28 protein-coding genes are annotated in these 25,000 nt (G+C 66.3%); 14 read left to right on the forward strand and 14 right to left on the reverse strand.

Annotated elements, in window-relative coordinates:
- Positions 1-83: IS3 family transposase (locus ACK4S9_RS03360; RefSeq protein WP_409721870.1), on the forward strand; the 83-nt coding region annotated here is incomplete at its 5' end.
- 65 nt (positions 84-148) lie between these two features.
- Here ACK4S9_RS03360 and ACK4S9_RS03365 read toward each other — a convergent pair.
- Genes ACK4S9_RS03365 through ACK4S9_RS03375 form a run of 3 tightly spaced genes read right to left on the reverse strand, consistent with a single transcriptional unit; the run spans position 149 to position 1,860 of the window.
- A complete protein-coding gene (locus ACK4S9_RS03365; RefSeq protein ID WP_409721435.1) occupies positions 149-724 on the reverse strand; it encodes a YceI family protein in 576 nt (191 codons plus the stop codon).
- A gap of 39 nt (positions 725-763) precedes the next feature.
- Entirely contained in the window at positions 764-1,315 is a 552-nt protein-coding gene (locus tag ACK4S9_RS03370; RefSeq protein WP_409721437.1) for a YceI family protein, read from the reverse strand.
- A complete protein-coding gene (locus tag ACK4S9_RS03375; RefSeq protein WP_409721440.1) occupies positions 1,315-1,860 on the reverse strand; it encodes a cytochrome b in 546 nt (181 codons plus the stop codon). The genes ACK4S9_RS03370 and ACK4S9_RS03375 overlap by 1 nt, the downstream gene beginning before the upstream one ends.
- Positions 1,861-2,067: 207 nt before the next feature.
- Between ACK4S9_RS03375 and ACK4S9_RS03380 the strand changes: the two genes are divergently transcribed.
- Positions 2,068-4,038 carry a TonB-dependent receptor plug domain-containing protein gene (locus tag ACK4S9_RS03380; RefSeq protein WP_409721442.1) on the forward strand — a complete coding sequence of 657 codons (1,971 nt, stop codon included), beginning with the start codon at positions 2,068-2,070 and terminating at the stop codon, positions 4,036-4,038.
- Between the two features lie 37 nt (positions 4,039-4,075).
- On the opposite strand, the gene purB is transcribed toward ACK4S9_RS03380, so the two are convergent.
- Complete coding sequence (gene purB, locus ACK4S9_RS03385) at positions 4,076-5,467, reverse strand: adenylosuccinate lyase (protein ID WP_409721445.1); 1,392 nt, start codon at positions 5,465-5,467, stop codon at positions 4,076-4,078.
- A gap of 157 nt (positions 5,468-5,624) precedes the next feature.
- On the opposite strand from purB, the gene ACK4S9_RS03390 reads away from it, so the two are divergent.
- Positions 5,625-6,239 (forward strand): glutathione S-transferase C-terminal domain-containing protein, encoded by a 615-nt coding sequence (locus ACK4S9_RS03390; protein ID WP_409721448.1) that lies wholly within the window; start codon positions 5,625-5,627, stop codon positions 6,237-6,239.
- Complete coding sequence (locus ACK4S9_RS03395; RefSeq protein WP_409721451.1) at positions 6,236-7,177, forward strand: PfkB family carbohydrate kinase; 942 nt, start codon at positions 6,236-6,238, stop codon at positions 7,175-7,177. The genes ACK4S9_RS03390 and ACK4S9_RS03395 overlap by 4 nt, the downstream gene beginning before the upstream one ends.
- A 112-nt stretch (positions 7,178-7,289) precedes the next feature.
- Here ACK4S9_RS03395 and bfr read toward each other — a convergent pair whose 3' ends face one another.
- Both bfr and ACK4S9_RS03405 read right to left on the reverse strand, forming a co-directional pair.
- On the reverse strand, positions 7,290-7,760 hold the full coding sequence (gene bfr / locus ACK4S9_RS03400; RefSeq protein ID WP_027866505.1) for a bacterioferritin: 471 nt from the start codon (positions 7,758-7,760) through the stop codon (positions 7,290-7,292).
- 223 nt (positions 7,761-7,983) lie between these two features.
- Positions 7,984-8,193 carry a (2Fe-2S)-binding protein gene (locus ACK4S9_RS03405; RefSeq protein WP_409721454.1) on the reverse strand — a complete coding sequence of 70 codons (210 nt, stop codon included), beginning with the start codon at positions 8,191-8,193 and terminating at the stop codon, positions 7,984-7,986.
- A 244-nt stretch (positions 8,194-8,437) separates the two neighbouring features.
- Here ACK4S9_RS03405 and ACK4S9_RS03410 point away from each other — a divergent pair, with 244 nt between their 5' ends.
- Genes ACK4S9_RS03410 through ACK4S9_RS03420 form a run of 3 tightly spaced genes read left to right on the forward strand, consistent with a single transcriptional unit; the run spans position 8,438 to position 10,847 of the window.
- Positions 8,438-8,695, forward strand: a complete 258-nt coding sequence (locus tag ACK4S9_RS03410) for a ferrous iron transport protein A (protein WP_027866507.1) — start codon at positions 8,438-8,440, stop codon at positions 8,693-8,695.
- 4 nt (positions 8,696-8,699) lie between these two features.
- Positions 8,700-10,580, forward strand: a complete 1,881-nt coding sequence (locus ACK4S9_RS03415; RefSeq protein WP_409721457.1) for a ferrous iron transporter B — start codon at positions 8,700-8,702, stop codon at positions 10,578-10,580.
- Positions 10,581-10,583: 3 nt separating this feature from the next.
- On the forward strand, positions 10,584-10,847 hold the full coding sequence (locus ACK4S9_RS03420; protein WP_409721460.1) for a DUF6587 family protein: 264 nt from the start codon (positions 10,584-10,586) through the stop codon (positions 10,845-10,847).
- Positions 10,848-10,854: 7 nt separating this feature from the next.
- On the opposite strand, the gene ACK4S9_RS03425 is transcribed toward ACK4S9_RS03420, so the two are convergent.
- Both ACK4S9_RS03425 and ACK4S9_RS03430 read right to left on the reverse strand, forming a co-directional pair.
- On the reverse strand, positions 10,855-11,235 hold the full coding sequence (locus ACK4S9_RS03425; protein WP_409721463.1) for a hypothetical protein: 381 nt from the start codon (positions 11,233-11,235) through the stop codon (positions 10,855-10,857).
- 44 nt (positions 11,236-11,279) lie between these two features.
- Positions 11,280-12,167, reverse strand: a complete 888-nt coding sequence (locus tag ACK4S9_RS03430; RefSeq protein WP_409721465.1) for a DUF72 domain-containing protein — start codon at positions 12,165-12,167, stop codon at positions 11,280-11,282.
- A 77-nt stretch (positions 12,168-12,244) separates the two neighbouring features.
- On the opposite strand from ACK4S9_RS03430, the gene ACK4S9_RS03435 reads away from it, so the two are divergent.
- The 3 genes from ACK4S9_RS03435 to ACK4S9_RS03445 all read left to right on the forward strand — a co-directional run bounded on the left by ACK4S9_RS03435 (position 12,245) and on the right by ACK4S9_RS03445 (position 14,191).
- A complete protein-coding gene (locus tag ACK4S9_RS03435) occupies positions 12,245-12,913 on the forward strand; it encodes a glutathione S-transferase family protein (protein ID WP_409721468.1) in 669 nt (222 codons plus the stop codon).
- A gap of 66 nt (positions 12,914-12,979) precedes the next feature.
- Positions 12,980-13,765 carry a 5'-3' exonuclease H3TH domain-containing protein gene (locus ACK4S9_RS03440; RefSeq protein WP_409721872.1) on the forward strand — a complete coding sequence of 262 codons (786 nt, stop codon included), beginning with the start codon at positions 12,980-12,982 and terminating at the stop codon, positions 13,763-13,765.
- A 27-nt stretch (positions 13,766-13,792) separates the two neighbouring features.
- Positions 13,793-14,191, forward strand: a complete 399-nt coding sequence (locus ACK4S9_RS03445; RefSeq protein ID WP_409721471.1) for an ANTAR domain-containing response regulator — start codon at positions 13,793-13,795, stop codon at positions 14,189-14,191.
- Positions 14,192-14,195: 4 nt separating this feature from the next.
- On the opposite strand, the gene ACK4S9_RS03450 is transcribed toward ACK4S9_RS03445, so the two are convergent.
- Positions 14,196-14,915 (reverse strand): GAF domain-containing protein, encoded by a 720-nt coding sequence (locus tag ACK4S9_RS03450; RefSeq protein ID WP_409721473.1) that lies wholly within the window; start codon positions 14,913-14,915, stop codon positions 14,196-14,198.
- Positions 14,916-15,098: 183 nt separating this feature from the next.
- Between ACK4S9_RS03450 and ACK4S9_RS03455 the strand changes: the two genes are divergently transcribed.
- Positions 15,099-16,910: a putative bifunctional diguanylate cyclase/phosphodiesterase gene (locus ACK4S9_RS03455; protein WP_409721476.1), complete on the forward strand. Its 1,812-nt coding sequence runs from the start codon at positions 15,099-15,101 to the stop codon at positions 16,908-16,910.
- Here the strand turns inward: ACK4S9_RS03455 and mnmA are convergent.
- Together mnmA and ACK4S9_RS03465 are read right to left on the reverse strand one after the other, a co-directional pair.
- Entirely contained in the window at positions 16,888-17,991 is a 1,104-nt protein-coding gene (gene mnmA / locus ACK4S9_RS03460; RefSeq protein WP_409721479.1) for a tRNA 2-thiouridine(34) synthase MnmA, read from the reverse strand. The genes ACK4S9_RS03455 and mnmA overlap by 23 nt on opposite strands.
- 18 nt (positions 17,992-18,009) lie before the next feature.
- The gene (locus tag ACK4S9_RS03465; RefSeq protein WP_409721482.1) at positions 18,010-18,492 is read right to left on the reverse strand and encodes an NUDIX hydrolase; all 483 of its coding nucleotides are present in this window, start codon (positions 18,490-18,492) and stop codon (positions 18,010-18,012) included.
- Between the two features lie 246 nt (positions 18,493-18,738).
- Between ACK4S9_RS03465 and ACK4S9_RS03470 the strand changes: the two genes are divergently transcribed.
- The 3 genes from ACK4S9_RS03470 to ACK4S9_RS03480 are packed head-to-tail and all read left to right on the forward strand — an operon-like array spanning position 18,739 to position 21,685.
- Positions 18,739-19,851 carry a Re/Si-specific NAD(P)(+) transhydrogenase subunit alpha gene (locus tag ACK4S9_RS03470; protein WP_409721485.1) on the forward strand — a complete coding sequence of 371 codons (1,113 nt, stop codon included), beginning with the start codon at positions 18,739-18,741 and terminating at the stop codon, positions 19,849-19,851.
- A gap of 23 nt (positions 19,852-19,874) precedes the next feature.
- The gene (locus ACK4S9_RS03475) at positions 19,875-20,231 is read left to right on the forward strand and encodes an NAD(P) transhydrogenase subunit alpha (protein WP_409721488.1); all 357 of its coding nucleotides are present in this window, start codon (positions 19,875-19,877) and stop codon (positions 20,229-20,231) included.
- Positions 20,228-21,685: an NAD(P)(+) transhydrogenase (Re/Si-specific) subunit beta gene (locus tag ACK4S9_RS03480; protein ID WP_409721491.1), complete on the forward strand. Its 1,458-nt coding sequence runs from the start codon at positions 20,228-20,230 to the stop codon at positions 21,683-21,685. Before ACK4S9_RS03475 ends, ACK4S9_RS03480 begins: the two co-directional genes overlap by 4 nt.
- Before the next feature lie 77 nt (positions 21,686-21,762).
- Here the strand turns inward: ACK4S9_RS03480 and ACK4S9_RS03485 are convergent, their stop codons facing one another.
- Genes ACK4S9_RS03485 through murU form a run of 3 tightly spaced genes read right to left on the reverse strand, consistent with a single transcriptional unit; the run spans position 21,763 to position 24,984 of the window.
- Positions 21,763-22,923, reverse strand: a complete 1,161-nt coding sequence (locus tag ACK4S9_RS03485; RefSeq protein ID WP_409721492.1) for an FAD-dependent monooxygenase — start codon at positions 22,921-22,923, stop codon at positions 21,763-21,765.
- Positions 22,913-24,268, reverse strand: coding sequence for an aminopeptidase P N-terminal domain-containing protein (locus tag ACK4S9_RS03490; RefSeq protein ID WP_409721494.1), 1,356 nt, complete (start codon positions 24,266-24,268; stop codon positions 22,913-22,915). The genes ACK4S9_RS03485 and ACK4S9_RS03490 overlap by 11 nt, the downstream gene beginning before the upstream one ends.
- Entirely contained in the window at positions 24,265-24,984 is a 720-nt protein-coding gene (gene murU, locus ACK4S9_RS03495) for an N-acetylmuramate alpha-1-phosphate uridylyltransferase MurU (RefSeq protein ID WP_409721497.1), read from the reverse strand. Before murU ends, ACK4S9_RS03490 begins: the two co-directional genes overlap by 4 nt.
- Between the last annotated feature and the right edge of the window lie 16 nt (positions 24,985-25,000).

Genomic DNA, 25,000 nt, shown 5'->3' on the forward strand with positions numbered 1-25,000 from the left:
ACTATTACAACCACAACCGCATCAAGCTCAAGTTAAAAGGCCTGAGCCCTGTTCAGTACAGGACTCAGGCCTTGGCTGCCTAGAGAACTTAACCGTCCAACTTTATGGGGTCAGTTCAGACCGAGGCTTTTTCTGTTTGGTAGGACGATTACTGCTTGACCGCTTCCACCTGGATCGCCAGCTTCACTTCCGGCGAGAAGGCCGGCAGGCCGAAGGTGATGCCGTAGTCGCCGCGGTTGAAGGTCGCGCTGGCGTCGGCGCCGCACACTTCGCGCTTCAGGCGCGGGTGCTCGATGCACTTGAAGCGGTTGATGGTCAGGGTCAGCGGCTTGGTCACGCCGTGCAGGGTCAGTTCGCCCTGGGCCGAGGTCGGCACGTCGCCGGTGAAGGTGATCGATTTGGCTTTGAAGGTTGCAGTCGGGAATTTCTCGACATCGAAAATGTCCGCCTTCTTGGCGTGCGCGTTCATGCCTTCGTGGCCGAAGTCGATGCTGGTGGTGTCGATGACGATGTCGATGGTACCGGTCTTCTTCGCGCGATCCAGGGTCACGGTGCCGTCGGTCTTGTTGAACTTGCCGCGCCAGACCGAGATGCCCATGTGGTCGGCTTCGAAGCTCGGGTAGGTGTGGCTCGGGTCGATCTTGTAGGTGTCGGCCGCGAAGGCGATGCCGGCGCCGAGGGTGCTCGATGCGGCCAGGGCTGCGATCAGGTGCTTGATTTTCATGAACGATTCCTTGCGTGTGTTGAGGTGAGGATGAGGTGATTACTGGCCCGCAGTGACGCGGAACTTGATGACGACTTCATCGGCGACCATGCTCGTGTCCTTCCACTCGCCTTCGCCGATGTTGAAGGCCAGCCGCTTGATCGGCAGCTGTCCTTCGAATACCTGTTTGCCGCCTTCCGTTTTCACGCTCAGCGGGAAGCGGACGTCGGCGCTGCGGCCCTTGATGGTGAGCTTGCCGCTCACGTTCAGCTTGCCGGCGCCGGCCGGGGCGATCGCGGTCGACACGAAGCTCGCCTTCGGGAACTGGGCGGTGTTGAACCATTCCTTCTTGGCGACCTCCTTGTTGTAGTCCGGGTCGCCCAGGTCCAGGCTGGCGGTCTGGATCTCCACGTTCGCCTTCGAGGCGGCCGGCTTGGCGGCGTCGTAGTCGATCTGCGCGGTGAACTGCTTGAACTTCGCCTCGACCGGTACGCCCATCTGCTTGAAGGTGGCCGTCACGCTGCTTTTCGCCGGGTCGGTCTTCAGGGGTGCCGCGATGGCGACGGCGCTGGCCAGCACCGAGGCCAGCAGCAGGCCTTTCATTGGTTTCATCAAGACTCCTTACGGGTAGAGAAAGGCAGCATGCGCGCCATCACGCCGTCGCGGTCGACGATCAGGTGCTTGAACGCGGCCGCCACGTGCAGGCCGACGAGCAGCGCCAGCAGCATGTTGAGCCAGTAGTGAACGTCCTTCAGGACGACTTTCAGGGCCGGATCCGGGCCCATCAGCACCGGCAGCTCGACCACGCCGAACCAGACTACCGGATAGCCGGTCGCCAGGCTGTAGAAATAGCCGGACAGGGGCACCGCGAACATCAGGATGTAGAGCAGCCAGTGCAGGCCATGGGCGGCGCCGCGCTGCCAGGCGGGCATCTCGTCGGCGTAGGCCGGAGGATGGCGCAACAGGCGCCACAGCAGGCGCAGGGCGGCCAGCGACAGCACCGTCACGCCGGCCCATTTGTGCCAGTTGAAATACTTGAGCTTGGTCGGAGTGATGCCCGGGATGTCGGTCATGACCAGCCCGAGCGTGAAGGTCCCGATGATCAGCAGGGCGATCAACCAGTGCAGGACGATGGCCGGGATGGTGTAGCGATGCATAAAGATTATATTTTGGAAAGTCGTACGTGTTAGAACTAACTATACCAGTCTTCGCTGCATGCTGCTGAAAAGGGATATTTTTCCGCCGAGTACACTAGCACGGATTGCAAAAGCTGCACAGCGGTGATGTCCGGAATGTAAAATCCGACAAACGTATTGTTTATCAGAGATAACTGGCGACAACATCGAATGCCAGGGAGCAAAAATATGAATGTCGGATCATCGCTGCGCTGCCACTTCCCGGGGCCATCCAAGCAACTGGCTGCGGCCTGCTTCGCCCTGGTGCTTGCGCTCGGCGCGCAGGCGGAAGAGCCCGTTCGCCGCTCCGACAACCTGGCCGACCTGTCGATCGAGGAACTGGCCAACATCCCGGTGATGTCGGTGTCCAAGCGCCCCGAACGCCTGCAGGACGCCGCCGCGGCGGTATTCGTCATCACCGCCGAGGACATCCGCCGTTCCGGCGCCGCCACCCTGCCGGAAGTGCTGCGCCTGGCTCCGAACCTGCACGTGGCGCGCATCAATGGATACAGCTACTCGATCAGTGCGCGCGGCATGAACCAGAGCGGCAACAGCTATTCGAACAAGCTGCTGGTGCTGATCGACGGCCGCTCCGTATATACGCCGCTGTTTTCCGGCGTGTTCTGGGATGCCCAGGAAGTGCTGCTCGAAGACGTCGAACGCATCGAAGTGGTCAGCGGCCCGGGCGGCGTGCTGTGGGGCCTGAACGCGGTCAACGGCATCATCAACATCAGCACCCGTTCGGCGCGCGACACCCAGGGCAGCCTGGCGGCGGTGCAGGCCGCGACCGACGGCGCCACCGTCTCCTACCGCCACGGCGGCACGCTCGAGAATGGCGTCGCCTGGCGCGTGTTCGGCAAGACCACCCGGCGCGAGGACAGCGAACTGGCCAGCGGCACTCCGGTCGACGACGCCTACCGCCGCAGCCTGGTGGGCGTGCGCGCCGACTGGGAGCGTGGACCGGACCGCTTCAGCCTGGTCGGCAATGCCTATCGCGGGCGCTTCGACCAGCCGGCGCCGGGCGAGATCGCCGCGCCCGGCGTGCCAACCACGCTGGGCCGGGTGCGCTCGGATGGCGTCAACCTGAGCCTGCGCTGGGAGCGTGCGTTGGACGATGGCGCCAGCCTGATGGCGCAGGCGTATTTCGACCACACGCTGCGCCGCACCGAGCCGCTGTTCGGCGAGCGCCTGTATACCAACGACCTGCAGTTCCAGCACACCCTGGCGCCGGCCGGTCGCCATCGCATCGTCTGGGGCGCGAATGTCCGCCACAGCCGCGACCGCGTCGACAATACGGCGACCATCGCCTTCCTGCCGGCGCGCACCACCCAGCAATGGGCCAGCCTGTTCGCCCAGGACGAGATCACGCTGCGCCAGGACTGGTACCTGACCCTGGGCAGCCGCCTCGAGTACAACGAATACACCGGGACCGAATGGCTGCCGAGCGCGCGCCTGTCGTGGCGCCTGTCGCCCCAGCATGCGCTGTGGGCGGCGGCCTCGCGCACCGTGCGCGCGCCGTCGCGCCTGGACGTCGACGCCTTCCTGCCGGGCCGCCCGCCCTACCTGCTGCGCGGCGGGCCGCGGGTAGCGGGCGAGGTGGCCCGGGTGTTCGAACTGGGCTACCGCGGCAACCCGGTGCCGGCGCTCGCGTATTCGGTCACCCTGTTCCACCACGATTACGACTACCTGCGCACCACCGAGACCAATCCGGCCGGCTTCATCACCTTCGACAGCCTGATGGAAGGGCGCTCGAGCGGCATCGAGGCCTGGGGCAACTGGCAGGCGGCCGAGCGCTGGCGCCTGTCGGCCGGCTGGACCGCCATGCACCAGAAGCTGCGCCTGAAGCCGGGCAGCACGGACGTGGGCGCCACCCGCGTGGCCAAGCGCGATCCGGCGCATACCTTCCAGCTGCGTTCGGTCTACGGCATCGACGACCGGCGCGACGTCGAGCTCACGCTGCGCAAGGTGGCGGGCAAGTCCTTCCCCGACGTGCCGTCGTATACGGCGCTCGATGCGCGCTTCGGCTGGCGCATCCGGCCGGGCCTGGAGCTGGCGCTGACCGGCGAGAACCTTACCGGCGGGCATGGGGAATACGGGACGATCCTGTACCGGGCCGAGATCGAGCGCCGGCTCGGTGTGAAGGTGATGTGGGAGTATTGACCGTAGGGTGGACGGCGAAGCCGTCCACCCTACAAAATCAGATCGCGGCAGCGAGTTGCGCCGCCAGGCCGGTGTAGTTCGCCGGCGTCATTTGCAGCAGCAGGTCCTTGGCGTCCTGCGGAATCGCCAGCTTGCCGATGAACTCCTGCAGGGCTTCGCGGGTGATGCCCTTGCCGCGGGTGAGTTCCTTGAGCTGCTCGTACGGATTCTCGATGCCGTAGCGGCGCATCACGGTCTGCACCGGCTCGGCCAGCACTTCCCAGCTCGCGTCCAGGTCGGCTTCCAGGCGGGCCGCGTTCACTTCCAGCTTGTTCAGGCCGCGCAGGCAGCTGTCATAGGCCAGCAGCGCGTAGCCGAAGCCGACGCCGATGTTGCGCAGCACGGTCGAATCGGTCAGGTCGCGCTGCATGCGCGAGACCGGCAGCTTCTCTGCCATGTGGCGCAGCACCGCGTTGGCCAGGCCCAGGTTGCCCTCCGAGTTCTCGAAGTCGATCGGGTTGACCTTGTGCGGCATGGTCGACGAACCGATCTCGCCGGCCCGCAGCTTCTGCTTGAAGTAACCCAGCGAGACATAGGTCCAGATGTCGCGGTTCAGGTCGAGCAGGATGGTGTTGGCGCGCGCGATGGCGTCGAACATCTCGGCCATGTAGTCGTGCGGCTCGATCTGGATGGTGTAGGGGTTGAAGACCAAGCCGAGGCGGTTCTCGATGACTTCTTTCGAGAAGGCTGGCCAGTCGAAGCCCGGGTAGGCCGACAGGTGCGCGTTGTAGTTGCCGACCGCGCCGTTCATCTTGCCGAGGATCTCGACGTCGGCGATGCGCTTGACGGCGCGCTGCAGGCGCGCGACCACGTTGGCGAATTCCTTGCCGAGGGTGGTCGGGCTGGCGGTCTGGCCGTGGGTGCGCGACAGCATCGGCAGGGATGCATTGGCGTGCGCGATCTCGGTCAGCTTGGCAATGATGGACTGCAGGGCCGGCAGCAGCACGCCATCGCGCGCGGCCTTGAGCATCATGCCGTGCGAGGTGTTGTTGATGTCTTCCGAAGTGCAGCCGAAGTGGATGAATTCGCTCGCCGCCACCAGTTCGGGCACGTCCTTCACCTGCTCCTTGAGCCAGTATTCCACCGCCTTGACGTCGTGGTTGGTGACGGCCTCGATCTCCTTGATGCGCGCCGCCTCGAGGTCGCCGAAGTTCGCGGCCATGCGCTCGAGGTGAGCGTTCGCTTCGCTCGAGAACGGCTTGATCTCCGGGAAGCCTGCCTGCGACAGCGCCTGCAGCCAGGCGATTTCCACCTTCACGCGGTGGTGCATGAAGCCGGCTTCGGACAGGATCGGGCGCAGCTTGTCGGTTTTCGACGCGTAGCGGCCGTCCAGCGGGGACAGGGCCGACAGGGTAGCCGATTGGGCAGGGGAGGGGACGGTAGAGGTCATGGCGGGCGGTCCGTGCAAAAACGCGGATTTTACCATCGGGCGGCCCGCGCGGCCTTGCGCGGGCTGTCCTGGCGGGCCGTGCCCAGGCCGGTCTGGCGCAGACAGGCGCCGAAATCGCGATGCTATACTGGCATCCAATCCTCTTATTCGGGCATGTATGAAACTCATCGGTTCCTTCACCAGTCCCTATGTGCGTAAAGTCCGCGTCGTGATGGCGGACAAGAAGCTCGATGTCAGCTTTGTGCAAGAAAACGTGTGGGTCCCGGAGACCACCATCCAGCAGGTCAACCCGCTCGGCAAGATCCCCTGCCTCGTGATGGAAGACGGCAGCACGCTGTACGACTCGCGCGTGATCGCCGAATACCTCGACACCATCTCCCCGGTCTGCAAGCTGCTGCCGCCGAACGGTCGCGAGCGCACCGAAGTCAAGGTGTGGGAAGCGCTGGCCGACGGCGTGCTCGATGCCGCGATCCTGGTCTTCCTCGAGCGGCGCGAGCGCTCCCCGGAGCAGCAGAGCGCCAAATGGATCGAACGCCAGATGGGCAAGGTGCACGCCGGCCTGCGCGAGATGTCCACCCGCCTGGGCGATGCGAGCTATTGCATGGGCATCCACTACACGCTGGCCGACGTCGCCGTCGGCTGCGCCCTGGGCTGGCTGGCTTTCCGCTTCCCCGACATCGACTGGCGCGGCGACTACCCCAACCTGGCGCGCCTGGCCGACAAGCTCGCCGAGCGTCCGTCGTTCCGCGACACCGTTCCTTTCGTCGCGTGAACGCGCCTGCCACCACCGTCGTCTTCGGCGAAGCCCTGGTCGACGACTTCACCACCGAGCAGGTGGTGGGCGGCGCGCCCTTCAACGTGGCGCGCCACCTGGCCGCCTTCATGGCGCCGCAGCTGATGCTCACCCGCATCGGCAACGACAAGCCCGGCCAGGCGGTGCGCGCCGAATTCGAGCGCTTCGCGATGAGCGAGGCCGGCCTGCAGGTCGATGCCATCGAGGAAACCGGCCGCGTGCTGGTCGAGCGCGGCGCCCGTGGCGGCCACCGTTTTACCATCCTGCCGAACCAGGCCTACGATTTCATCGACCGGAACCAGGCCGAGGCGGCGCTGGACGCATTGCCAGGCGCCCAGCCCGGCATCTTCTATTTCGGCACCCTGGCCCAGCGCCACGAGCGCTCGCGCGCCACCCTGATGGCGCTGCTGCGCGCCACGCCGGCCTTGCGCTACCTCGACCTGAACCTGCGCGAAGGCCAGGTGGAGGAGCGCACCGTCACGCGCTCGCTGCAAGAGGCGAACGTCGCCAAGGTCAACGAGGAAGAGTTGCAGGCGATGTTCGGCTGGTACTTCCAGATCAAGCCGGACGCTCCTGCGCTGGCGGCCGAAGAAGTGCACGCCTCATGCCGGGCGCTGCTGCAGATGTTCTCGCTCGACGCGCTGATCGTCACGCTGGGGCACCGCGGTTCGGTGTACTTCGGCGCGGACGGGCAGGTGCTGATGCACCGCGATAACCCGGCGCCGCCCTTTGTCATCGACACGGTGGGGGCGGGGGATGCCTTCTCGGCGATTTTCCTGTTGGGGAAGATGCGCGGCTGGCCGCTCGAGCTGTCGCTGGCGCGGGCCAACGAGTTCGCGGGGGCGATCTGCGCGATTCCGGGGGCGGTGCCGCGCGACCTGGGCTTTTATGACGGGTGGATGAGGAAGTGGCGCTAGCGCTTGCTGGCAGACTTCGATCCCCGCCTGCGCGGGGATGACGGCTTCAAGCCAACAACTTCTGATACGTCGTTCCCGCGCAGGCGGGAACCCAAGTGCATGCAGCGCAGCGTTACTCGCTGATCTGGCTCTGCAGGTAGTTCTGGATGCCGACCTTCACGATCAGGTCCAGCTGCGTCTCCAGCCACTCGATGTGTTCCTCGGTATCCTCGAGGATCATCAGGAACAGGTCGCGGGTCACGTAGTCCGCCGCCGCTTCCGCCGCCGCGATGCCTTCCTTGACCGTCACCTGGGCCGCGCGCTCGAGCTTGAGGTCGCATTCCAGCATTTCCTGGGTCGATTCACCGATCAGCAGCTTGTGCAGCGCCTGCAGGTTCGGCAGGCCGTCGAGCATCAGGATGCGGTCGATCAGCTTGTCGGCGTGCTTCATTTCGCCGATGGATTCGTCGTACTCCTTCTTCGCCAGCTTGCCGAAGCCCCAGTGGCGGTACATGCGCGCATGCAGGAAGTACTGGTTGATCGCGGTGAGTTCGTTGGTCAGCTGTGCGTTCAGCAGACGAAGAACGTTCTGGTCGCCTTTCATGTGATGCCCTTGATGATGTTGAATGGGCTCCATGATAACAAACAAGGAGGGCGGTTTTGGGTCGAAAACGCCGAAAAAGTCCGGGGAAATGCAGTGAAAATCGAAAAAACTGGGGGGAATGACAAGCGTTCTCGTTCCGCTGTGCGAACGCTTCTCAGTACCGCGGCACGGGCGAAAAAAAGCCCCGCGCTGGCGGGGCATGGAGAGAGACGGTGGTGAAAGTTCAGGCCGCCTGCGGGACGCGGCGCACTTCGGTGATCGTGGTTTTGCTGTCGATGTGCTCGTGCAGGACTTCGCGTGCATAGCTCACGCACTTGCCGCACATGGTGCCGACGCCCAGTTCCTTGCGCAGTTCCGCAACGGAGTTGATGCCCAGGTCGACGGCCTGGCGGATTTCGCGGTCGGAGATGTTGTTGCAGACACAGACGATCATCGTTTCGGTTCCTTGAGACTCGGTCGAGCCACACTTGTTCACTTGGCATTTAAATGAGAATCAATCTCATTCGTGTTCTATTCTCCGTAAACTCGGCGGCGTTTGCAACAGGAATTTTGGGCTCAGCTGCCTTTTCTGTGATCTTTCTTTCGGGTGTGATCAAACCGCAAATAGAAATAATTCGCATTTAGGTTTATGATGCAGGTTATCTGTCTCATCAGCGCTACACTTACTGGACGCGACCATGACTCTTGCTCCCTCCCTCACCACGCTCGACGCCCTCCCGGCCGGCCAGAGCGCTACCGTGATCCACCTGGCGCCGCCGGCGCAGCAGGGCGGTTTCGACGTCCAGCGCCGCCTGATGGAGCTCGGCTTCGTGCCGGGCGAACGCATCCGCGTGCTCAAGCGCGTGCTCGGCGGCCCGCTGGCCGTCAAGGTCGGCGAATCGACCTTCGCGCTGCGCCGCTTCGAAGCGGCCCTCGTGTCGATCAAGCCGGAATAAGCGGATGGGTGTCATGGAACAACAGGTGGCGTCGCGCGCGCCCCTGGTCGCACTGCTCGGCAATCCCAACTGCGGCAAGACCGCGCTCTTCAACCGCCTGACCGGTTCGCGCCAGAAGGTCGCGAACTACGCCGGCGTGACCATCGAACGCAAGGAAGGCAGCTTCACTTCGCCGGCGGGGCGGCCTTTTCGCGTGCTCGACCTGCCGGGCGCCTACAGCCTGAGCGCCCATACCCCGGACGAAGCCATCACGCGTGACGTGGTGGCCGGCCTGCGCGCGGGCGAAGCGGCGCCGGATGCGGTGCTGTGCGTGGTCAATGCGACCAATCTACGCCTGAACCTGCGCATGGTGCTCGAGCTCAAACGCCTTGGGCTGCCGATGGTGCTCGTATTGAACATGGTCGACGTCGCCAAGAAGCGCGGCATCAGCATCGATACCGCCAAGCTGTCCGCCGCGCTCGACATGCCGGTGGTGGAAACCGTCGCCATCCATGCCCACGGCGAAGAGGCCCTGCTGGCCCAGCTCGACCGCATGGCCTTCGATACGAAGGTGGAACCCAAGCCGCTGTCCGCGATCGACGCCGTGCCGGTCGAGGAAACCCAGCGCGAAGTGCGCCGCATCATCGAGCTCGCCGTCGCGACCGAAGGCGACCGCGGCAACCTGACGGAAAAGATCGACAACGTGGTGCTGCATCCGGTGGCGGGGCCCGTGATCCTGGCCAGCCTGATGTTCCTGATCTTCCAGGCTGTGTTCAGCTGGGCCGGCACGCCGATGGACCTGATCGAGGCGGGCGTGGGCATCCTCGGCGAGCAGGTCGGCGCGCTGCTGGGCGAAGGCGTGCTGCACAGCCTGATCGTGGACGGCATCATCGCCGGCGTCGGCAGCGTGCTGGTGTTCCTGCCGCAGATCCTGATCCTGTTCTTCTTCATCCTGCTGCTGGAAGACGTGGGCTACCTGCCGCGCGCCGCCTTCCTGCTCGATCGCATCATGGGCAGCGTCGGCCTGTCGGGCCGCGCCTTCCTGCCGCTGCTGTCCTCGTTCGCCTGCGCGATCCCGGGTGTCATGGCCGCGCGCACCATCCAGAACCCGCGCGACCGCCTGGTGACGATCATGATCGCGCCGCTCATGACCTGCTCGGCGCGCCTGCCGGTGTACGCGCTCCTGATCGCCGCCTTCATCCCGGACCGTGAAGTGGCCGGCCTGATGAACCTGCAGGGCCTGGTGCTGTTCGTCCTCTACATGGCGGGTATCCTGAGCGCCATGGCGGTGGCCTGGTTCATGAAGCGCCGCAGCGACTACAAGCAGCAGCCGCTCATGATGGAACTGCCGGCCTACCACTGGCCCCAGCCCGGCGCGCTGGCCTCCGGCCTGTGGGAGCGTACCAAGATCTTCCTGAAGCGGGTCGGTACCCTGATCCTCACCATGATGATCCTGCTGTGGGTGCTGTCGAGCTTCCCGGGTGCACCGGAAGGCGCGACCCATCCGCCGATCTACTACAGCGTGGCCGGCATGATCGGCCGCGCGCTGGAAGTCATCCTGGCGCCGATCGGCTTCGGCTGGGAAATCGGGATCGCCCTGGTGCCGGGCATGGCCGCGCGCGAGGTCGCGGTCGGCGCGCTGGCCCAGGTCTACGCCCTGTCGGGCGGCGACGAAGCCGCCAACGCCCTGGCGCCGCTGGTTGCCCAGTCGTGGTCGCTGGCGACCGGCCTGGCGCTGCTCACCTGGTACATCTACGCGCCGCACTGCCTGCCGACGCTGGCCACGGTGGCGCGCGAAACCGGCAGCCGCCGCCATGCCTGGATCATGGCCGGCTACATGTTCGGCCTGGCCTACGTGGCCGCCTTCATCGTCTACCGCACCACCTTGTTCTTCACAGGGGGCTAGGGCATGTGGCAGGAGCTGGTGGCAGGAATCATCGTCGCGCTGGCCGTGCTGTACACCGGCGCGAAATACCTGCCGGACAGCTGGCGGCGCGCGATCGTGCGCCGTTTCTCCCAAGGCGGCCGGCAATCGAGGCTGGTCAAGTGGCTGGATACCTCGGCCAGCTGCGGCAGCGGCTGTAACACGTGCGCTACCCGCGGGCCGGCCGAGCCCGCGCCGCCGCCCGGCAAAGGCAACGGCAAGGTCATCAGGATCCACGAACGCCGCTAGCGGCGCTTCAGGGCACTGCCACGCTGACGACGTGCCAGACGCCGCCCACGCCGTCTCCCGTCTTGTCTCCCGCCTTCTTGTCTTTCACAAAGGTGTACAGCGGCTTGCCGCCGTGCGCCAGCTGCTTGCTGCCGTCCGCGCGCGTGACCACGGAGTAGGGCGGGCGCGGCTTGCCCTGGGCCTTCACGGGCGGCCAGTTTTTCGCGCAGGTGGCGACGCAGCTGCTCTTGCCGCTCCCGGCTTCATCCTTGTCGTAGGTGTAGACGGTCATGCCGGCGGCGTCGACCAGCACGCCGTTCGCGGCCTTGAGGGGCGGCGCATCGGCGCCGATGGCAATGCCAGACAGGAACAGGGCAACGGCAACACAGGTAAGGCGAAGCAGGGTCATGATGTCCTCCCGGTAGCGAATGCCTGAATAGACAACGGTTTCGGTCAGCCGTTCCGTTCAAGTTCCTCGACCGCGCCGATCAGCCGCTGCGCATCATAGGGCGCATGCACCTTGATGTCGTTGTCGAAGTAACAGTAGACGTCGCGCGCTTTGGCCTTCGGCGGCGGCCTGTCGGAGACGAGCCGTGCGCCGTCCGGCTGCCGGCCCCGGCGCCAGGCATCGATGCGCGCCGCCCAGGCCGCGATGGCGTCGTCCTCGTAGCCGCTGGCGTACAGCTCCTTGTCGCCATGCAGGCGGATGTAGACGAAGTCCGCGGTGAGGTCCTCGCACAGCGGCCACCTGCCGGCGGTATCGGCCACCACCAGCGCCACGTTGTAGCGGCGCAGCATGGCGATGAAGGAAGGACTCATGAAGCTTTCGTGGCGGATCTCGACCGCATGGCGCAGCGGGCGCTTTGGGCCGGACGCGAGCGAGACCCGGCCTTCCATGCGCGGCTGGTACTGCAGCGCCAGCTCGCGGGCGGCATCGGTATCCTGCGGCAGCAGCGACAGGAAGTGCTCGAAGCGCTGCGGATCGAATTTCACGACGGGCGGGAATTGCCACAGGAAGGGGCCGAGCTTGTCGCGCAGCTCGAACACGCCCGAGGCCAGCACGTTGGCCAGCGGACCTTCGATGTCCTTCAGCTTGAGCATGTGGGTGAGAAAACGGTTGCCCTTGACCGCGAACACGAAGCCGGGCGGGGTGGCCGCATGCCAGGCGGCATAGCTCTCGGGCCGCTGCAGCGAGTAGAACGAGCCGTTGATCTCGATGCTGGGCAACTGGCCGGCGGCGTATGCGAGCTCGCGGTGCTGGGCCAGCCCCTTGGGATAGAACACGCCGCGCCAGGGCACGTAGCGCCAGCCGGAGATGCCGATGTAGACCGATCCGCTCATGGGCTCAAGCTTACTCTGCCTCGTCCGTTGGCAGGCGCATGCTAAGCTGGCAACCTGTCGAACTCTGCGGAATAGCCATGATCGTCGTCCACCACCTGAACAATTCGCGCTCGCAGCGCATCCTTTGGCTGCTCGAGGAGCTCGGGCTCGACTACGAGATCAAGAAATACCAGCGCGACCCGAAGACCATGCTGGCGCCGCCGGAGCTGAAAGCGGTGCACCCGCTCGGCAAGTCGCCGGTGATCACCGACGACGGCCTGGTGGTCGCCGAATCGGGGGCGATCGTGGAATACCTCACCGGCCGCTACGGCAACGGGCGCCTGGTGCCGGCGCCCGGCACTCCCGAACGCCTGCGCTATACCTACTTCCTGCACTTCGCCGAAGGCTCGGCCATGCCGCCGCTCCTGATGAAGCTCGTCTTCGACAAGGTCGAGAACAGCCCGATGCCCTTCTTTGCGAAACCGATCGCGCGCTCGATCGCGCGCAAGGTCAAGGACAGTTTCATCATGCCGAACATCCGCGGCCAGCTCGACTTCCTGGAAAGCGAGCTGGGCAAGTCGAGCTGGTTCGCCGGCGCGGAGTTCAGCGCCGCCGACATCCAGATGAGCTTTGCGCTGGAAGCGGCCGCCTCGCGCGGAGGGCTCGGCAGCCAGTATCCGAAGCTGTCCGCTTTCCTGGCGCGGATCCATGCGCGTCCGGCCTACGCACGGGCGCTGGAGCGCGGCGGCAAGTACGACTATGCCTGACAGGCCGCCCGGTTTATCATGGCGGCGCTAGTGACCACTCTTGATCAACGCACCACCCGCACCACCATGAGCAAACAGGGAAAGCTGCTCGCCATCGACGGCCTGAACATCGTGCGCCGCGTGTACGAAGCCAGCCCCGAACCGGATTCCGACCTGAAGGCCAGCATCGCGCTGCGCCACGCGTTCTCGTCCTTCCGCAACGTGCTGGAAGCGCACGCGCCCACGCACGTGCTGGCGGCCTTCGACTACGGCGGCCCCAACTGGCGCCACGCCCTCTACCCGCGCTACCGCGAGGGGCGCGCCGCCATGCCGGCGCCGCTGCGCGAGGCGCTGCCGGAATTCCACGAGCGCCTGCGCCAGGCGGGCCTGCGCGTGCTGGCCGTGCCCGAGGTCGAGGCCGACGACGTGATCGCCACCGGCGTCATGCGCTGGCTGCAGGAAGGGCGGGGCGACGCCATCGTGGCCACCACCGACAAGGACCTGCACATCCTGATCGCGCACGGCGCGCTGGTGTGGGACCACTTCAAGAACGAATGGCATGACGATGCCTGGGTGCGCCAGCGCTTCGGCGTGGCGCCGGAACTTCTGCACGACCTGCTGGCGCTGATGGGCGACCCGACCGACGGCGTGCCGGGCGTGTCGAAGATCGGCATGAAGACCGCGGCGCGCCTGCTCAACGCCTACGGCAGCCTGGACGCGGTGGTGGCCGGCGCCGGCATCCTCAAGACGCCGCTGGGCGAAAGGCTGCGCGCCGAGCGTGAGATACTCGAGATGTCGCGCTGCCTGGTGTCGCTCAAGCTGGACGTGCGGCTGGGCGTCACCTGGAACATGCTGGCATATGAGTCTCATTAAAGTACTGGACACTGAAGGAAAGCGCCGATGCTGAAAGCATTGATCGTGGACGGCAGCGCCATTTCGCGCGGCCTGCTCAACACCGTGCTGCTCGATGGCGGCTACGACGTCGTCGCCCAGGCGCATACCGGCACGCTCGGCTACGGCCTGGCGATCAAGCACCGTCCGCAGATCGTCTGCATCGCGCGCGAACAGGTCGAGGACGGCAGCCGCATCGTCGAGGAGCTGCGCGCCCAGCTGCCGAAGGCGATGATCTTCATGGTGTCGGGCACGCTCGATGCCGCCGCCATCCAGGATGCCCTCGGGCGCGGCGTGCACGGCTTCATCGTCAAGCCCTTCAAGGCCGATGCCGTGCTCAAGACGATCCGCAATGCCGTGATCGCGGTCGTGCGCAAGCAGCAGGCCGCCGCCGGCAAGGCGGAGTAGGCGATCAGCCGCGCCGCTTGATTTCGTCGGTGGCGATCGCCGCCAGCTCGTGCAGCGCGCGCAGCTCGCGTTCGCGCAGCCGGCGCGGCTCGCGATCCAGCACGCACAGGGTGCCGAAGCGGCGGCCCTGCGCATCCTCCAGCGGCACGCCGGCATAGAAGCGCACGTGCGGCGCGCGCGTCACCAGCGGATTGGCGGCGAAACGCGCGTCGATGGCGGCGTCGCCCACCACGAATGCCTCTCCGCTGGCCAGTGCCTGGTTGCAGAACGCCCACTCGCGCGGCGTTTCCTGCAGATCCAGGCCGACCCGGGCCTTGAACCACTGGCGCTGCCCGGCCAGCACCGTGACCAGCGCGATCGGACAATCCGTCACCTGTGCGGCCAGCCGCGCCAGGCGGTTGAAGATTTCCTCGGGCGGGGTGTCAAGCAGGGCGTGGCCGGACAGCGCACCGGCGTCCTGCGCAGCGGCCGCCGCGGGCATGGGCATGGGCATGGGCATGCGGACCAGGCCCGCGCTGTCCCTGGGCTCCGCGGCCGCCATGCCGGCCCCGCCCTGTTGCGCCTGCAGCCGGCGCACCGCGCTCAGGCGTACGCGCCGGTGTCCGCCCGGCGTCTTCCATGCCGGCAGCGCGCCGCTTTCCATCCAGAGCTGGGCAGTGCTGACGGCAACGCCCAGCATGTGCGCCGCTTCCCGCGTGGTCAGGATCGGATCGTCCTCGCTCATGTTTCTTGGTAATTTGTAATAGGTAGTTCATTCTACCCGAAACCCGATATTATTTGACGGAAATGCGCGTACAATTGGGAATATGTTGACCATAGGAATCATATAGCGTGAGAATGACGCTATAATCGTCATTTCCGATAAATACGTGCGCCTTGCTTGGGTGTGCGACTGCCAAGGCCGCCCATGAATTCACCGTACTACCCCGCGCACAAGGAAGCCAGCCGGCTCGACGCCCTGCGCCAGCTGGAACTGCTCGACACCGCGCCCAGCGAAGCCTTCGACCGCATTACCCGCATGGCTTCCCAGCTGTTCCAGCTGCCGATCGCGGCGGTCTCGCTGACCGACACCGACCGCCAGTGGTTCAAGTCGAAGGTGGGTGTCGCGCACGATGCGATCCCGCGCATCAAGGCCCCCTGTGCGGCGGTGGCCGACAGCGGCCGGATGCTCGAGGTGCCGGACCTGCTGGCGAACGAGTGCTTCCGCGACAGCCTGCTGGCCGACAGCGGAATCCGCTTCTACCTCGGCGCGCCGCTGGTGACGAAAGCCGGCCACTGCCTGGGCGCGATGTGCGTGCTCGGCACCGAGCCGCGCAGCGTGACCGACGCCGACCGCACCACGCTGCTCGACCTGGCGGCCATGGTCATGGCGCAGATCGAGCTGCAGCACGCGCTCGGACGGATCGATCCGGTCAGCGGCCTGCCCAACCGCAATCAGTTCGTCAGCGATGTACGCGACCTGGCGCTCGTCACCGCCCAGGGCGAACCCCAGCTGGCGGCCCTGGTCAGCCTGGCCACCCCGGAAGAACAGAGCGACGCCATGCGGGTGATGGGCGGCGCCTGGCTCGACGACATCGTGCGCGATGCCGTGCCCGCCCTGCGCATCCTGGCCGGCGGCGGCAAGGTCTACCACGTCGCGCCGACCCAGTTCGCCTTCCTGGCGCCGCTCGGCCTGTCCCTGGTGCGCTTCAGCGGCACCCTGATGGCCTGGCTGGGCGAACGCAAGCCGATGGGGCAGGCGGCCTTCCTGACCACGGCCACGGTCGGCCTGGTGCGCTTCGCCGTGGGCCAGGACGCGCCGCTCGACGTGCTGCGCAACCTGCACAGCGCCGCCCACGATGCGCGCGAGGCCGAATCCGGCCTGCGCGTGTATTCCCCCGAGCAGGATGCCGCCTACCGCCACCGCTTCTGGCTGATCAGCGAGCTCGGAGGCGCGCTGGCGCAGCCGAGCGAGCTGCACCTGGTGTTCCAGCCCAAGGTCTCCCTGCGCGACGGCGCCTGCGTCGGCGTGGAAGCCCTGCTGCGCTGGAACCATCCCGAAGCCGGCCCGATCCCGCCGGGCGAATTCATGCCGATCGTCGAAACCACCGCGCTGGCGCGCGCCACCACCGAATGGGTGCTGGAGGCCGCGCTACGCCAGCTGGCGGCCTGGCGCCTTGATGGCGTGGCGCTGCAGGTCGCCGTCAACGTCTCCGCGGTGAACCTCGAGGAACCGGACTTCAGCGACCGGGTGCTGGAAGGGCTGGCGCGCCACGGCCTGCCGGCGGCGTGCCTGGCGCTGGAAATGACGGAAAGCGCGCTGATGCGCAAGCCGAAGATCGCACACGACACGATGGCGCGGCTGGCCGCGGGCGGCGTGCAGATCGCCATCGACGACTTCGGCACCGGCTACAGCAGCCTGTCCTACCTGCAGGACATGCCGGCGGACGTGGTCAAGATCGACCAGTCTTTTGTCCGCGGCATGGAAAAGGACGAGCGCACGCTCGCCCTGGTGACGACCATGATCAAGCTGTCGCACGACCTCGGCCACCGGGTGGTGGCGGAAGGCGTGGAGACGGAGGAAGTGGCGCAGCTGCTGCGCGCGGCCGGCTGCGACGAGGCGCAGGGGTATTACTATGGAAGGCCGATGGCGCCGGCGGCGCTGGCCGATGGCGGGCCCCCCCGTTCGGGGGCCCCCCACCGCCGTCCACCCTACTTCAAACCGCGCTGGTATCGATGATCCCGCCACCCAGGCACACGTCGCCGTCATACAGCACGGCCGACTGCCCCGGCGTGACCGCCCACTGGGGCTCCTCGAAATCGAGCGTGAAGCGCTCGATGCCGTCGGCATGCACGGTGCAGGCCACGTCGGCCTGGCGGTAGCGGGTCTTGGCCGATAGTGCTTTTCCACTCACGGGCGGCGCGCCCGCGGTCCAGCTGGCCTGGCCCGCTTCCAGTCGCGGCGACAGCAGCCACGGATGGTCGTGCCCCTGCACGATGTACAGGGTGTTGCTGGCCACGTCCTTGCGCGCCACGAACCACGGCTCGCTGGTGCCGTCCGCGTTCTTGCGCGACTTCAGGCCGCCGATGCCGATGCCCTTGCGCTGGCCCAGGGTGTAGAAGGACAGGCCGATGTGCTCGCCCACGGTCTCGCCGGTGTCGAGTTTCATCGGGCCCGGCTTGTGCGACAGGTAGCGGTTCAGGAACTCGCGGAACGGGCGCTCGCCGATGAAGCAGATGCCGGTCGAATCCTTCTTCTGCGCGTTCGGCAGGCCCAGGCGTTCAGCGATTTTCCGCACCTCGGTCTTCGGGATTTCGCCCAGCGGGAACAGCGACTTCGAGAGCTGCGCCTGGTTCAGGCGGTGCAGGAAGTAACTCTGGTCCTTGGTGTGATCGAAGGCTTTCAGAAGCTCGAAGCGGCCCTCGTTCTCGCGCACGCGCGCGTAGTGGCCGGTCGCGATCAGGTCGGCGCCCAGCTTCATCGCATGGTCGAGGAAGGCCTTGAACTTGATCTCGGCGTTGCACAGCACGTCCGGGTTCGGGGTGCGGCCGGCCTGGTATTCGCGCAGGAATTCCGCGAACACGCGGTCCTTGTATTCGGCGGCGAAGTTGACGGCCTCGATGTCCACGCCGACCACGTCGGCCACGCTGGCCGCGTCGATCCAGTCCTGGCGCGTCGAGCAGTATTCCGAATCGTCGTCGTCTTCCCAGTTCTTCATGAACAGGCCGATGACTTCGTAACCCTGTTCCTTCAGCATCCACGCCGCGACCGAGGAGTCGACGCCTCCCGACATCCCGATCACGACTTTTTTCTTGCTCATTTCTGTTTCCGTATTCTTTTAAATACCACCCTCGAAGACCGAAGGATGGGTGTACAGCAGGTGCAGCGGGGTGCGATGGCCGGCCAAATAGTCGTCCACGCATTGCAGCACGATCGGGCTGCGATGGCGGTCGGCGGTGGCGGCGATCTCGTCGCGCGTCATCCACATGGTGCGCAGGATGCCTTCGTCGAGCGGCTGGTCCAGCTGGCGGCCGGCATGGCCGCAGAAGGTGAAGCGCAGGTAAGTGACATCCGCGCCGCGCGACTTCGAATGGTAGCGCGACATGTACATGCCCACCAGCGCGGTCGGGATGAATTCGTGCGCGGTTTCCTCCAGCGCTTCGCGCACCACCGCCTGCTCGAGCGATTCGTGCGGGTCGAGGTGCCCCGCCGGCTGGTTCAGCTTCACGCCTTCGCTCGTCTCTTCCTCGATCAGCAGGAAGCGTCCATCGCGCTCGATGATCGCAGCGACGGTCACGGATGGTTTGAAGATATCGGTCATGCGCGTCCTTGAAAATGAGCCGACATTTTACCTTGACAGACGGCATCTCTGCTCATCCACCTCCGCTACGGTGCGCTTGCCTGTCGTTAAACTGCCTTGACTTATTGCAAAGGAATGGAGGGTGGCGCCGGTTACAGTGACAGGTTTTCGTAACAATCAAGCATCACTTTTAGTATTTGTTTTTGAGCAATTCTCGTAATTACATGATAGATTGTGGAACGATGTGTCCACTGAACGGAGGGATTCATGAGAATTGGCATACCGGCCGAGACCAGGCCGGGCGAGACCCGCGTTGCTGCAACTCCCGAAACCGTCAAGAAACTGGCCGCGAAGCACCAGGTCCTGGTCGAAAGCGGCGCCGGGGTGCGCGCTTCCTACCCTGATGCGGCGTATGAAGCGGCCGGCGCGACCATCGTCGACGCCGCCGGCGCCTTCGGCGCCGAGATGGTGCTCAAGGTGCGCAGTCCCGACGGTGCCGAGCGCGCCCGCATGCGCCCGGGCAGCGTGCTGGTCGGCATGCTCAATCCCTTCGATACCGAGAACCTGGCGCAGCTCGCCGCCGCCGGCCTGAACGCGTTTGCCCTCGAGGCGGCGCCGCGCATCACGCGCGCCCAGTCGATGGACGTGCTGTCGAGCCAGGCCAACATCGCCGGCTACAAGGCCGTGATGCTGGCCGCGAACACCTACCAGCGCTTCATGCCGATGCTGATGACCGCGGCCGGCACGGTCAAGGCCGCGCGCGTGCTGATCATGGGCGTGGGCGTGGCCGGCCTGCAGGCGATCGCCACCGCCAAGCGCCTGGGCGCCGTGATCGAAGCCTCGGACGTGCGCCCGCCGGTGAAGGAACAGGTGGAGTCGCTCGGCGCCAAGTTCATCGACGTGCCCTACGAAACCATTGAAGAGCGCGAGATCGCGCAAGGCGTGGGCGGCTATGCGCGCCCGATGCCGGCTGCCTGGATGCAGCGCCAGGCGGCGCTGGTGCACGAGCGCGCCAAACTGGCCGACATCATCATCACCACCGCCCTGATCCCGGGCCGCAAGGCGCCGGTCCTGATCGGCGAAGAGACGGTGCGGGCCATGAAGCCGGGCTCGGTGATCGTCGACATGGCGGTCGAGCAGGGCGGCAACTGCCCGCTGACGGAGCTGGGCCGCACGGTGATCAAGCACGGCGTACACATCATCGGCGAGCCGAACCTGGCCTCGCTGGTGGCGGCCGACGCATCCGCCTTGTATGCCCGCAACGTGCTGGACTTCCTCAAGCTCGTGATCGACAAGGAAGACCGGTTCGTGATCGACCGCGAGGACGAGATCGTGCGCGCCACGCTGGTGTGCGCGGACGGCGCGGTATTGCGTAGCTAAGAACAGGACACGAGGAGCGGAGCATGGAAATCAGCCACACCATCATCAACCTGATCATCTTCGTGCTGGCCATCTACGTCGGCTACCACGTGGTCTGGAACGTCACCCCCGCGCTGCACACGCCCCTGATGGCGGTGACCAACGCGATCTCGGCCATCATCATCGTCGGCGCCATGCTGGCCGCCGGCCTCACCGAAGGCCTGGCCGGGCAGGTGGCCGGCACCATTGCGGTGGCGCTGGCCGCGGTGAACGTCTTCGGCGGCTTCATGGTCACGCGCCGCATGCTCGAGATGTTCAAGAAGAAGGAGCCGAAACGGTCCGGTGATCCGGGGGCCGGCCATCCGGCGGCGAAGGCAAGCGGCACGGAGGAGCGGGCATGAACTTCATCAGCATGAACGTCGTGACCCTGTTCTACCTGGTGGCCTCGGTCTGCTTCATCCAGGCGCTCAAGGGCCTGTCCTCGCCGTCGACGGCGCGCATCGGCAATACCTTCGGCATGGCCGGCATGGCGATCGCCGTCCTGACCACCGTCGCGCTGATGTTCAAGCTGCAGGCGGAACTGGCCACCGGCAGCGGCATGGGTTTCACCCTGGTGCTGCTCGGGGTGGTGGTCGGCGGCGCCATCGGCGCGGTGGCGGCGAAAAAGGTCGAGATGACCAAGATGCCCGAGCTGGTGGCGGCGATGCACTCGCTGATCGGCCTGGCCGCGGTGTGCATCGCGATCGCCGCCGTGTCCGAGCCCTGGGCCTTCAATATTGCCGAGCGTGGTGGCGCGCTGCCTTTCGGGAACCGCCTGGAGCTGTTCATCGGCACCTTCGTGGGCGCGGTGACCTTCTCGGGTTCGGTGATCGCTTTCGGCAAGCTCTCGGGCAAGTACAAGTTCCGCCTGTTCCAGGGCGCGCCGGTGCGCTTCGCCGGGCAGCACATCCTGAACCTGGTGCTGGCCATCGCGATCGTCGCGCTGGGGCTGGTGTTCTGCTTCGACGACAACGTGGCCCCGGCCTGGACCCCGTTCATCATCATGGCGGCGCTCTCCTTCATCCTGGGCGTGCTGATCATCATCCCGATCGGCGGCGCCGACATGCCGGTGGTGGTGTCGATGCTGAACTCCTACTCGGGCTGGGCGGCGGCCGGCATCGGCTTTTCGCTGAACAACTCGATGCTGATCATCGCCGGCTCGCTGGTGGGATCGAGCGGCGCGATCCTCTCGTACATCATGTGCAAGGCCATGAACCGCTCCTTCTTCAACGTGATCCTGGGCGGCTTCGGCGGCGAGGCGGCCGTGGCCGATGCCGGCGGCCAGGAACAGCGCCCGGTGAAGTCCGGCTCGGCCGACGACGCCGCCTTCATCCTGCAGAACGCGGAATCGGTGATCATCGTCCCGGGCTACGGCCTGGCGGTGGCGCGCGCCCAGCACTCGGTGAAGGAACTGGTCGACAAGCTGACCGAGCATGGCGTGCAGGTGCGCTACGCGATCCATCCGGTGGCCGGCCGCATGCCGGGCCACATGAACGTGCTGCTGGCCGAAGCCGAGGTGCCCTACGACCAGGTGGTCGAGATGGAAGACATCAACGGCGAGTTCGGCCAGACCGACGTGGTGCTGGTGCTGGGGGCGAACGACGTGGTGAACCCGGCGGCGAAAGACCCGAAGTCGCCGATCGCCGGCATGCCGATCCTGGAGGCCTACAAGGCCAAGAGCATCATCGTGAACAAACGCTCGATGGCCTCCGGCTATGCCGGCCTGGACAACGAGCTGTTCTACCAGCCGAACACGATGATGGTGTTTGGCGATGCGAAGAAGGTGATCGAGTCGATGGTCAAGGCCGTCGAATAATCACGGTATCGGAACCCGATGCATGTTTTTCCGTAGGAAATGCATTGGGCCGGACGTGGTTTTCAGCCGGCGGGCTGCTAGCGGCGGCCGAACATCATCAGCTCGGCCAGCAGCAGGCGGGCCGGCTTGACGAGGTCGAGCGCGGCCAGCGACAGGCCCAGCAGGGGCTGCAGCGGGCCGGCGACGGTGAAGGCGCGCGCCATCGCGTCGGTGAGGGCGATCGTCAGGCGGCGGTCCTGTGCGCGCTCGCGCATGAAACCCTCGACCGCGCTTGGGGTGGCGCCTCTAGCCAGCTGGCGCGCCAGCACGGCGGCGTCGCGCAGGCCCAGGTTCAGGCCCTGGCCGGCGACCGGGTGCAGGGTCTGGGCGGCATTGCCGATCGCGACCGTCCGCGCGGTGGCGCGCGCTTCGGCGTTCAGACCGAGCGGAAAGGCGACGCGCGGCGAGGCGGACGTGAACGTGCCGAGGCGGGTGCCGAAGGCCTCGCCCAGTTGGGTGAGAAAAGCGGCGTCGTCGAGCATCTGCACGTCGATCGCGCGTTCCGGGCGCATGCACCAGACCAGCGCGTACTGGTGGCCGTCATTGTTGGCACCAGCGCCATCCTGCGGCAGCAGCGCCAGCGGGCCTTCTTCGGTGAAGCGCTCGAAGGCGCGGTGGGCCGCCGGCTCGCTGACGCTCACGCGCGCGATCAGGGCCGTCTGGCCATAGTCGCGCTGCTGCGCGAGGCTAGCCTGCTGGCCGAACACGCCGCCTTCGGCCTGCACCGCCACCCGGGCGAACACGGTCCGGCCGTCGTCGAGGCGCAGCGCCACGCCATCGTCCGCTTCGTCGAAGGAGGCGACGCGGGCCGGACGCAGCGTCGCCACCCCGGCCTTGTCGCAGGCGCGCGCCAGCGCATCCACCACGTCGCCGTAGCGCGCCACATAGCCCAGCGCCGGCAGCTTGTGCTCGGCGCGGTCCATCAGGCTGCGGCCCAGCTGGCCGCGGCGCGAGACGTGGATCTCGTGGATCGGCGTGGCCGGCAGCGGCCAGGCGCGCACTTCTTCCAGCAATTGCACGCTGCCCCAGGACAGCGCGATCGAGCGCGGGTCGGTGATCGCCTGGCCCAGCGACTTGCCGTCGATGAGGGCGATGCGGCTGCCCTCGACGCCACGCCGTGCCAGGTGCGCCGCCAGCGCCAGGCCCACCGGGCCGGCGCCGCAGATCGCCACATCGACCTCCATGCGTTCATCCGCCATTCAAGCGCTCCTTCATCACTGCTTCAATCTCGGCCACGCCCTTCGGCGCATCGCCGGACAGCACGCGGCAGCCATCGTCGGTGACGATCACGTCGTCCTCGATCCGGATGCCGATGTTCCAGTATTCTTCCGGCACGCCGTCCGCAGGGCGCACGTAGATGCCCGGCTCCACCGTCAGCGCCATTCCCGGCAACAGGGAACGCGAAGGCTTGTCGGCCAGCGTCAGGTCGCGGTAGGGGCCGACATCGTGCACGTCCATGCCGAGCCAGTGCCCGGTGCCGTGCATGTAGAACTTCAGGTGGGCCTTGTCGGCGATCGCGTCCTCGGCCGAGCCGTATCTGGCGCGGTCGAGCAGGCCCACATCCAGCATGCCCTCGGCCAGCACCCGCACCGCCGCCTCGTGGATGCCGCTGTAGGGGCTGCCCGGCACGATGGCGGCGAACGCGGCTTCCTGCGCCCGCAGCACCAGCTCGTACAAGGCTTTCTGCGCTTCGCTGAAGCGCCCGTTCACCGGCCAGGTGCGGGTGATGTCCGAGGCATAGCCGTCCAGCTCGCAGCCGGCGTCGACCAGCACCAGCTCGCCTTCGCGGCATTGGCGGTCGTTCCGGTTGTAGTGCAGGACGCAGGCGTTGCTGCCTGAGGCGACGATCGGCGTATAGGCCGGGAACTGGGCGCCGTTGCGGCGGAATTCGTGCAGCAGCTCGGCCTCGATCTCGTATTCGAACACGCCCGGACGGGTAAAGCGCATGGCACGGGCGTGGGCGGCGGCGGCGATACCCGCTGCGCGCGCCATCAGCGCCTGCTCGCCCGCATCCTTCAGCAGGCGCATCTCGTCGAGCATGCCGAGCAGGTGATGGGTGCTGCCGGGGGCGGTGATGCCGCTGCGGCCCTGCGCGCGCACCGCCTTCAGCCAGCTTGCCACCTGCGCGTCGAGGGCGGCACTGTGGCCGAGCGCGTAGTACAGCGCCGGCACGTTGGCCAGCAGCTTGCCCATCTGCGCATCCAGTTCGCCGATCGGGAAAGCCTCGTCGAAGCCAAAGGCGAGGCGCGCCGCTTCCGGGCCATGGCGGTAGCCGTCCCAGATCTCGCGCTCCGGGTTCTTCTCGCGGCAGAACAGGATCGAGCGCGCCGGCGTGTCGCCCGTGGGCGCGACCAGCACCAGCACGCTTTCCGGCTCGGTGAAACCGCTCAGGTAATAGAAATAGCTGTCGTGCCGGTAGGGGTAGTCGCTGTCGCCGTTGCGCAGCACCTCCGGCGCGGTGGCCTGCACCGCGACCGATCCCGGCTGCATGCGCGCCGCCAGGCGCGCACGGCGTTCGATATGGCTCGCGACCGCGCCCGTCATGACCCCGTCTTGGCCGCCAGCGGCGCGTTCAGTTCTTCCAGCTGCTGGGCGGTGCCGACGTTGACCCAGGCGCCCTGGTACAGCTCGCCGCCCACGCGGCCCTGCTCGATGAACTTGCGCATCAGGGGACCGAACTTGACGAACTCGCCCGCCTTGATCCCTTCGAACATCTCGGGACGGTAGACGCCGATGCCGGCGAAGTTCCACTTCTCCGGACCGTCGTTCCTCAAGGTGTACATGTCGAGGGCGAAGTCGCCCTGCGGGTTGTGCCAGGGATTCGGCGTCAGCCACAGCCAGGCGATGTCGCGCTTGTCCGCCGGATAGGGGATGCCCAGCATGTCCTTGTCCTTCAGGACGTCGAACACCTGCGAGAAGTCGAAGTAGGGCGCATAGATGTCGCCCGACACCGCGAGAAAAGGCTCGTCGCCCAGCAGGTGCAGGGCATTGGCGATGCCGCCCGCGGTCTCGAGCGGGGTCGGCTCGTGCGAATACACGATGCGGGCGCCGTATTTGCCGCCGTCGCCCAGTTCGTCCTCGATCATGTGGCCAAGGTGCGAATGGTTGATGACGATGTCCTTGATCCCGGCGCGCACCAGGTTCAGCACGTGATAGGTGATCATCGGCCGTCCACGCACCTTGAGCAGCGGCTTGGGGCAGGCGTCCGTAAGCGGGCGCATGCGCTCGCCGCGGCCTGCGGCGAAAATCATGGCTTTCATGAGAAAGGAATCGTCC

The sequence above is a fragment of the Massilia sp. genome, assembly GCF_046293535.1.
In the GTDB taxonomy this organism is placed as follows: Bacteria; Pseudomonadota; Gammaproteobacteria; order Burkholderiales; family Burkholderiaceae_D; genus Telluria.

Coding starts and splice junctions, on each gene's coding strand:
- ACK4S9_RS03365 (WP_409721435.1), bottom strand. CDS start 724: ATGAAAATCAAGCACCTGATCGCAGCCCTGGCCGCATCGAGCACCCTC.
- ACK4S9_RS03370 (WP_409721437.1), bottom strand. CDS start 1,315: ATGAAACCAATGAAAGGCCTGCTGCTGGCCTCGGTGCTGGCCAGCGCC.
- ACK4S9_RS03375 (WP_409721440.1), bottom strand. CDS start 1,860: ATGCATCGCTACACCATCCCGGCCATCGTCCTGCACTGGTTGATCGCC.
- ACK4S9_RS03380 (WP_409721442.1), top strand. CDS start 2,068: ATGAATGTCGGATCATCGCTGCGCTGCCACTTCCCGGGGCCATCCAAG.
- purB (WP_409721445.1), bottom strand. CDS start 5,467: ATGACCTCTACCGTCCCCTCCCCTGCCCAATCGGCTACCCTGTCGGCC.
- ACK4S9_RS03390 (WP_409721448.1), top strand. CDS start 5,625: ATGAAACTCATCGGTTCCTTCACCAGTCCCTATGTGCGTAAAGTCCGC.
- bfr (WP_027866505.1), bottom strand. CDS start 7,760: ATGAAAGGCGACCAGAACGTTCTTCGTCTGCTGAACGCACAGCTGACC.
- ACK4S9_RS03405 (WP_409721454.1), bottom strand. CDS start 8,193: ATGATCGTCTGTGTCTGCAACAACATCTCCGACCGCGAAATCCGCCAG.
- ACK4S9_RS03410 (WP_027866507.1), top strand. CDS start 8,438: ATGACTCTTGCTCCCTCCCTCACCACGCTCGACGCCCTCCCGGCCGGC.
- ACK4S9_RS03415 (WP_409721457.1), top strand. CDS start 8,700: ATGGGTGTCATGGAACAACAGGTGGCGTCGCGCGCGCCCCTGGTCGCA.
- ACK4S9_RS03420 (WP_409721460.1), top strand. CDS start 10,584: ATGTGGCAGGAGCTGGTGGCAGGAATCATCGTCGCGCTGGCCGTGCTG.
- ACK4S9_RS03425 (WP_409721463.1), bottom strand. CDS start 11,235: ATGACCCTGCTTCGCCTTACCTGTGTTGCCGTTGCCCTGTTCCTGTCT.
- ACK4S9_RS03430 (WP_409721465.1), bottom strand. CDS start 12,167: ATGAGCGGATCGGTCTACATCGGCATCTCCGGCTGGCGCTACGTGCCC.
- ACK4S9_RS03435 (WP_409721468.1), top strand. CDS start 12,245: ATGATCGTCGTCCACCACCTGAACAATTCGCGCTCGCAGCGCATCCTT.
- ACK4S9_RS03440 (WP_409721872.1), top strand. CDS start 12,980: ATGAGCAAACAGGGAAAGCTGCTCGCCATCGACGGCCTGAACATCGTG.
- ACK4S9_RS03445 (WP_409721471.1), top strand. CDS start 13,793: ATGCTGAAAGCATTGATCGTGGACGGCAGCGCCATTTCGCGCGGCCTG.
- ACK4S9_RS03450 (WP_409721473.1), bottom strand. CDS start 14,915: ATGAGCGAGGACGATCCGATCCTGACCACGCGGGAAGCGGCGCACATG.
- ACK4S9_RS03455 (WP_409721476.1), top strand. CDS start 15,099: ATGAATTCACCGTACTACCCCGCGCACAAGGAAGCCAGCCGGCTCGAC.
- mnmA (WP_409721479.1), bottom strand. CDS start 17,991: ATGAGCAAGAAAAAAGTCGTGATCGGGATGTCGGGAGGCGTCGACTCC.
- ACK4S9_RS03465 (WP_409721482.1), bottom strand. CDS start 18,492: ATGACCGATATCTTCAAACCATCCGTGACCGTCGCTGCGATCATCGAG.
- ACK4S9_RS03470 (WP_409721485.1), top strand. CDS start 18,739: ATGAGAATTGGCATACCGGCCGAGACCAGGCCGGGCGAGACCCGCGTT.
- ACK4S9_RS03475 (WP_409721488.1), top strand. CDS start 19,875: ATGGAAATCAGCCACACCATCATCAACCTGATCATCTTCGTGCTGGCC.
- ACK4S9_RS03480 (WP_409721491.1), top strand. CDS start 20,228: ATGAACTTCATCAGCATGAACGTCGTGACCCTGTTCTACCTGGTGGCC.
- ACK4S9_RS03485 (WP_409721492.1), bottom strand. CDS start 22,923: ATGGCGGATGAACGCATGGAGGTCGATGTGGCGATCTGCGGCGCCGGC.
- ACK4S9_RS03490 (WP_409721494.1), bottom strand. CDS start 24,268: ATGACGGGCGCGGTCGCGAGCCATATCGAACGCCGTGCGCGCCTGGCG.
- murU (WP_409721497.1), bottom strand. CDS start 24,984: ATGAAAGCCATGATTTTCGCCGCAGGCCGCGGCGAGCGCATGCGCCCG.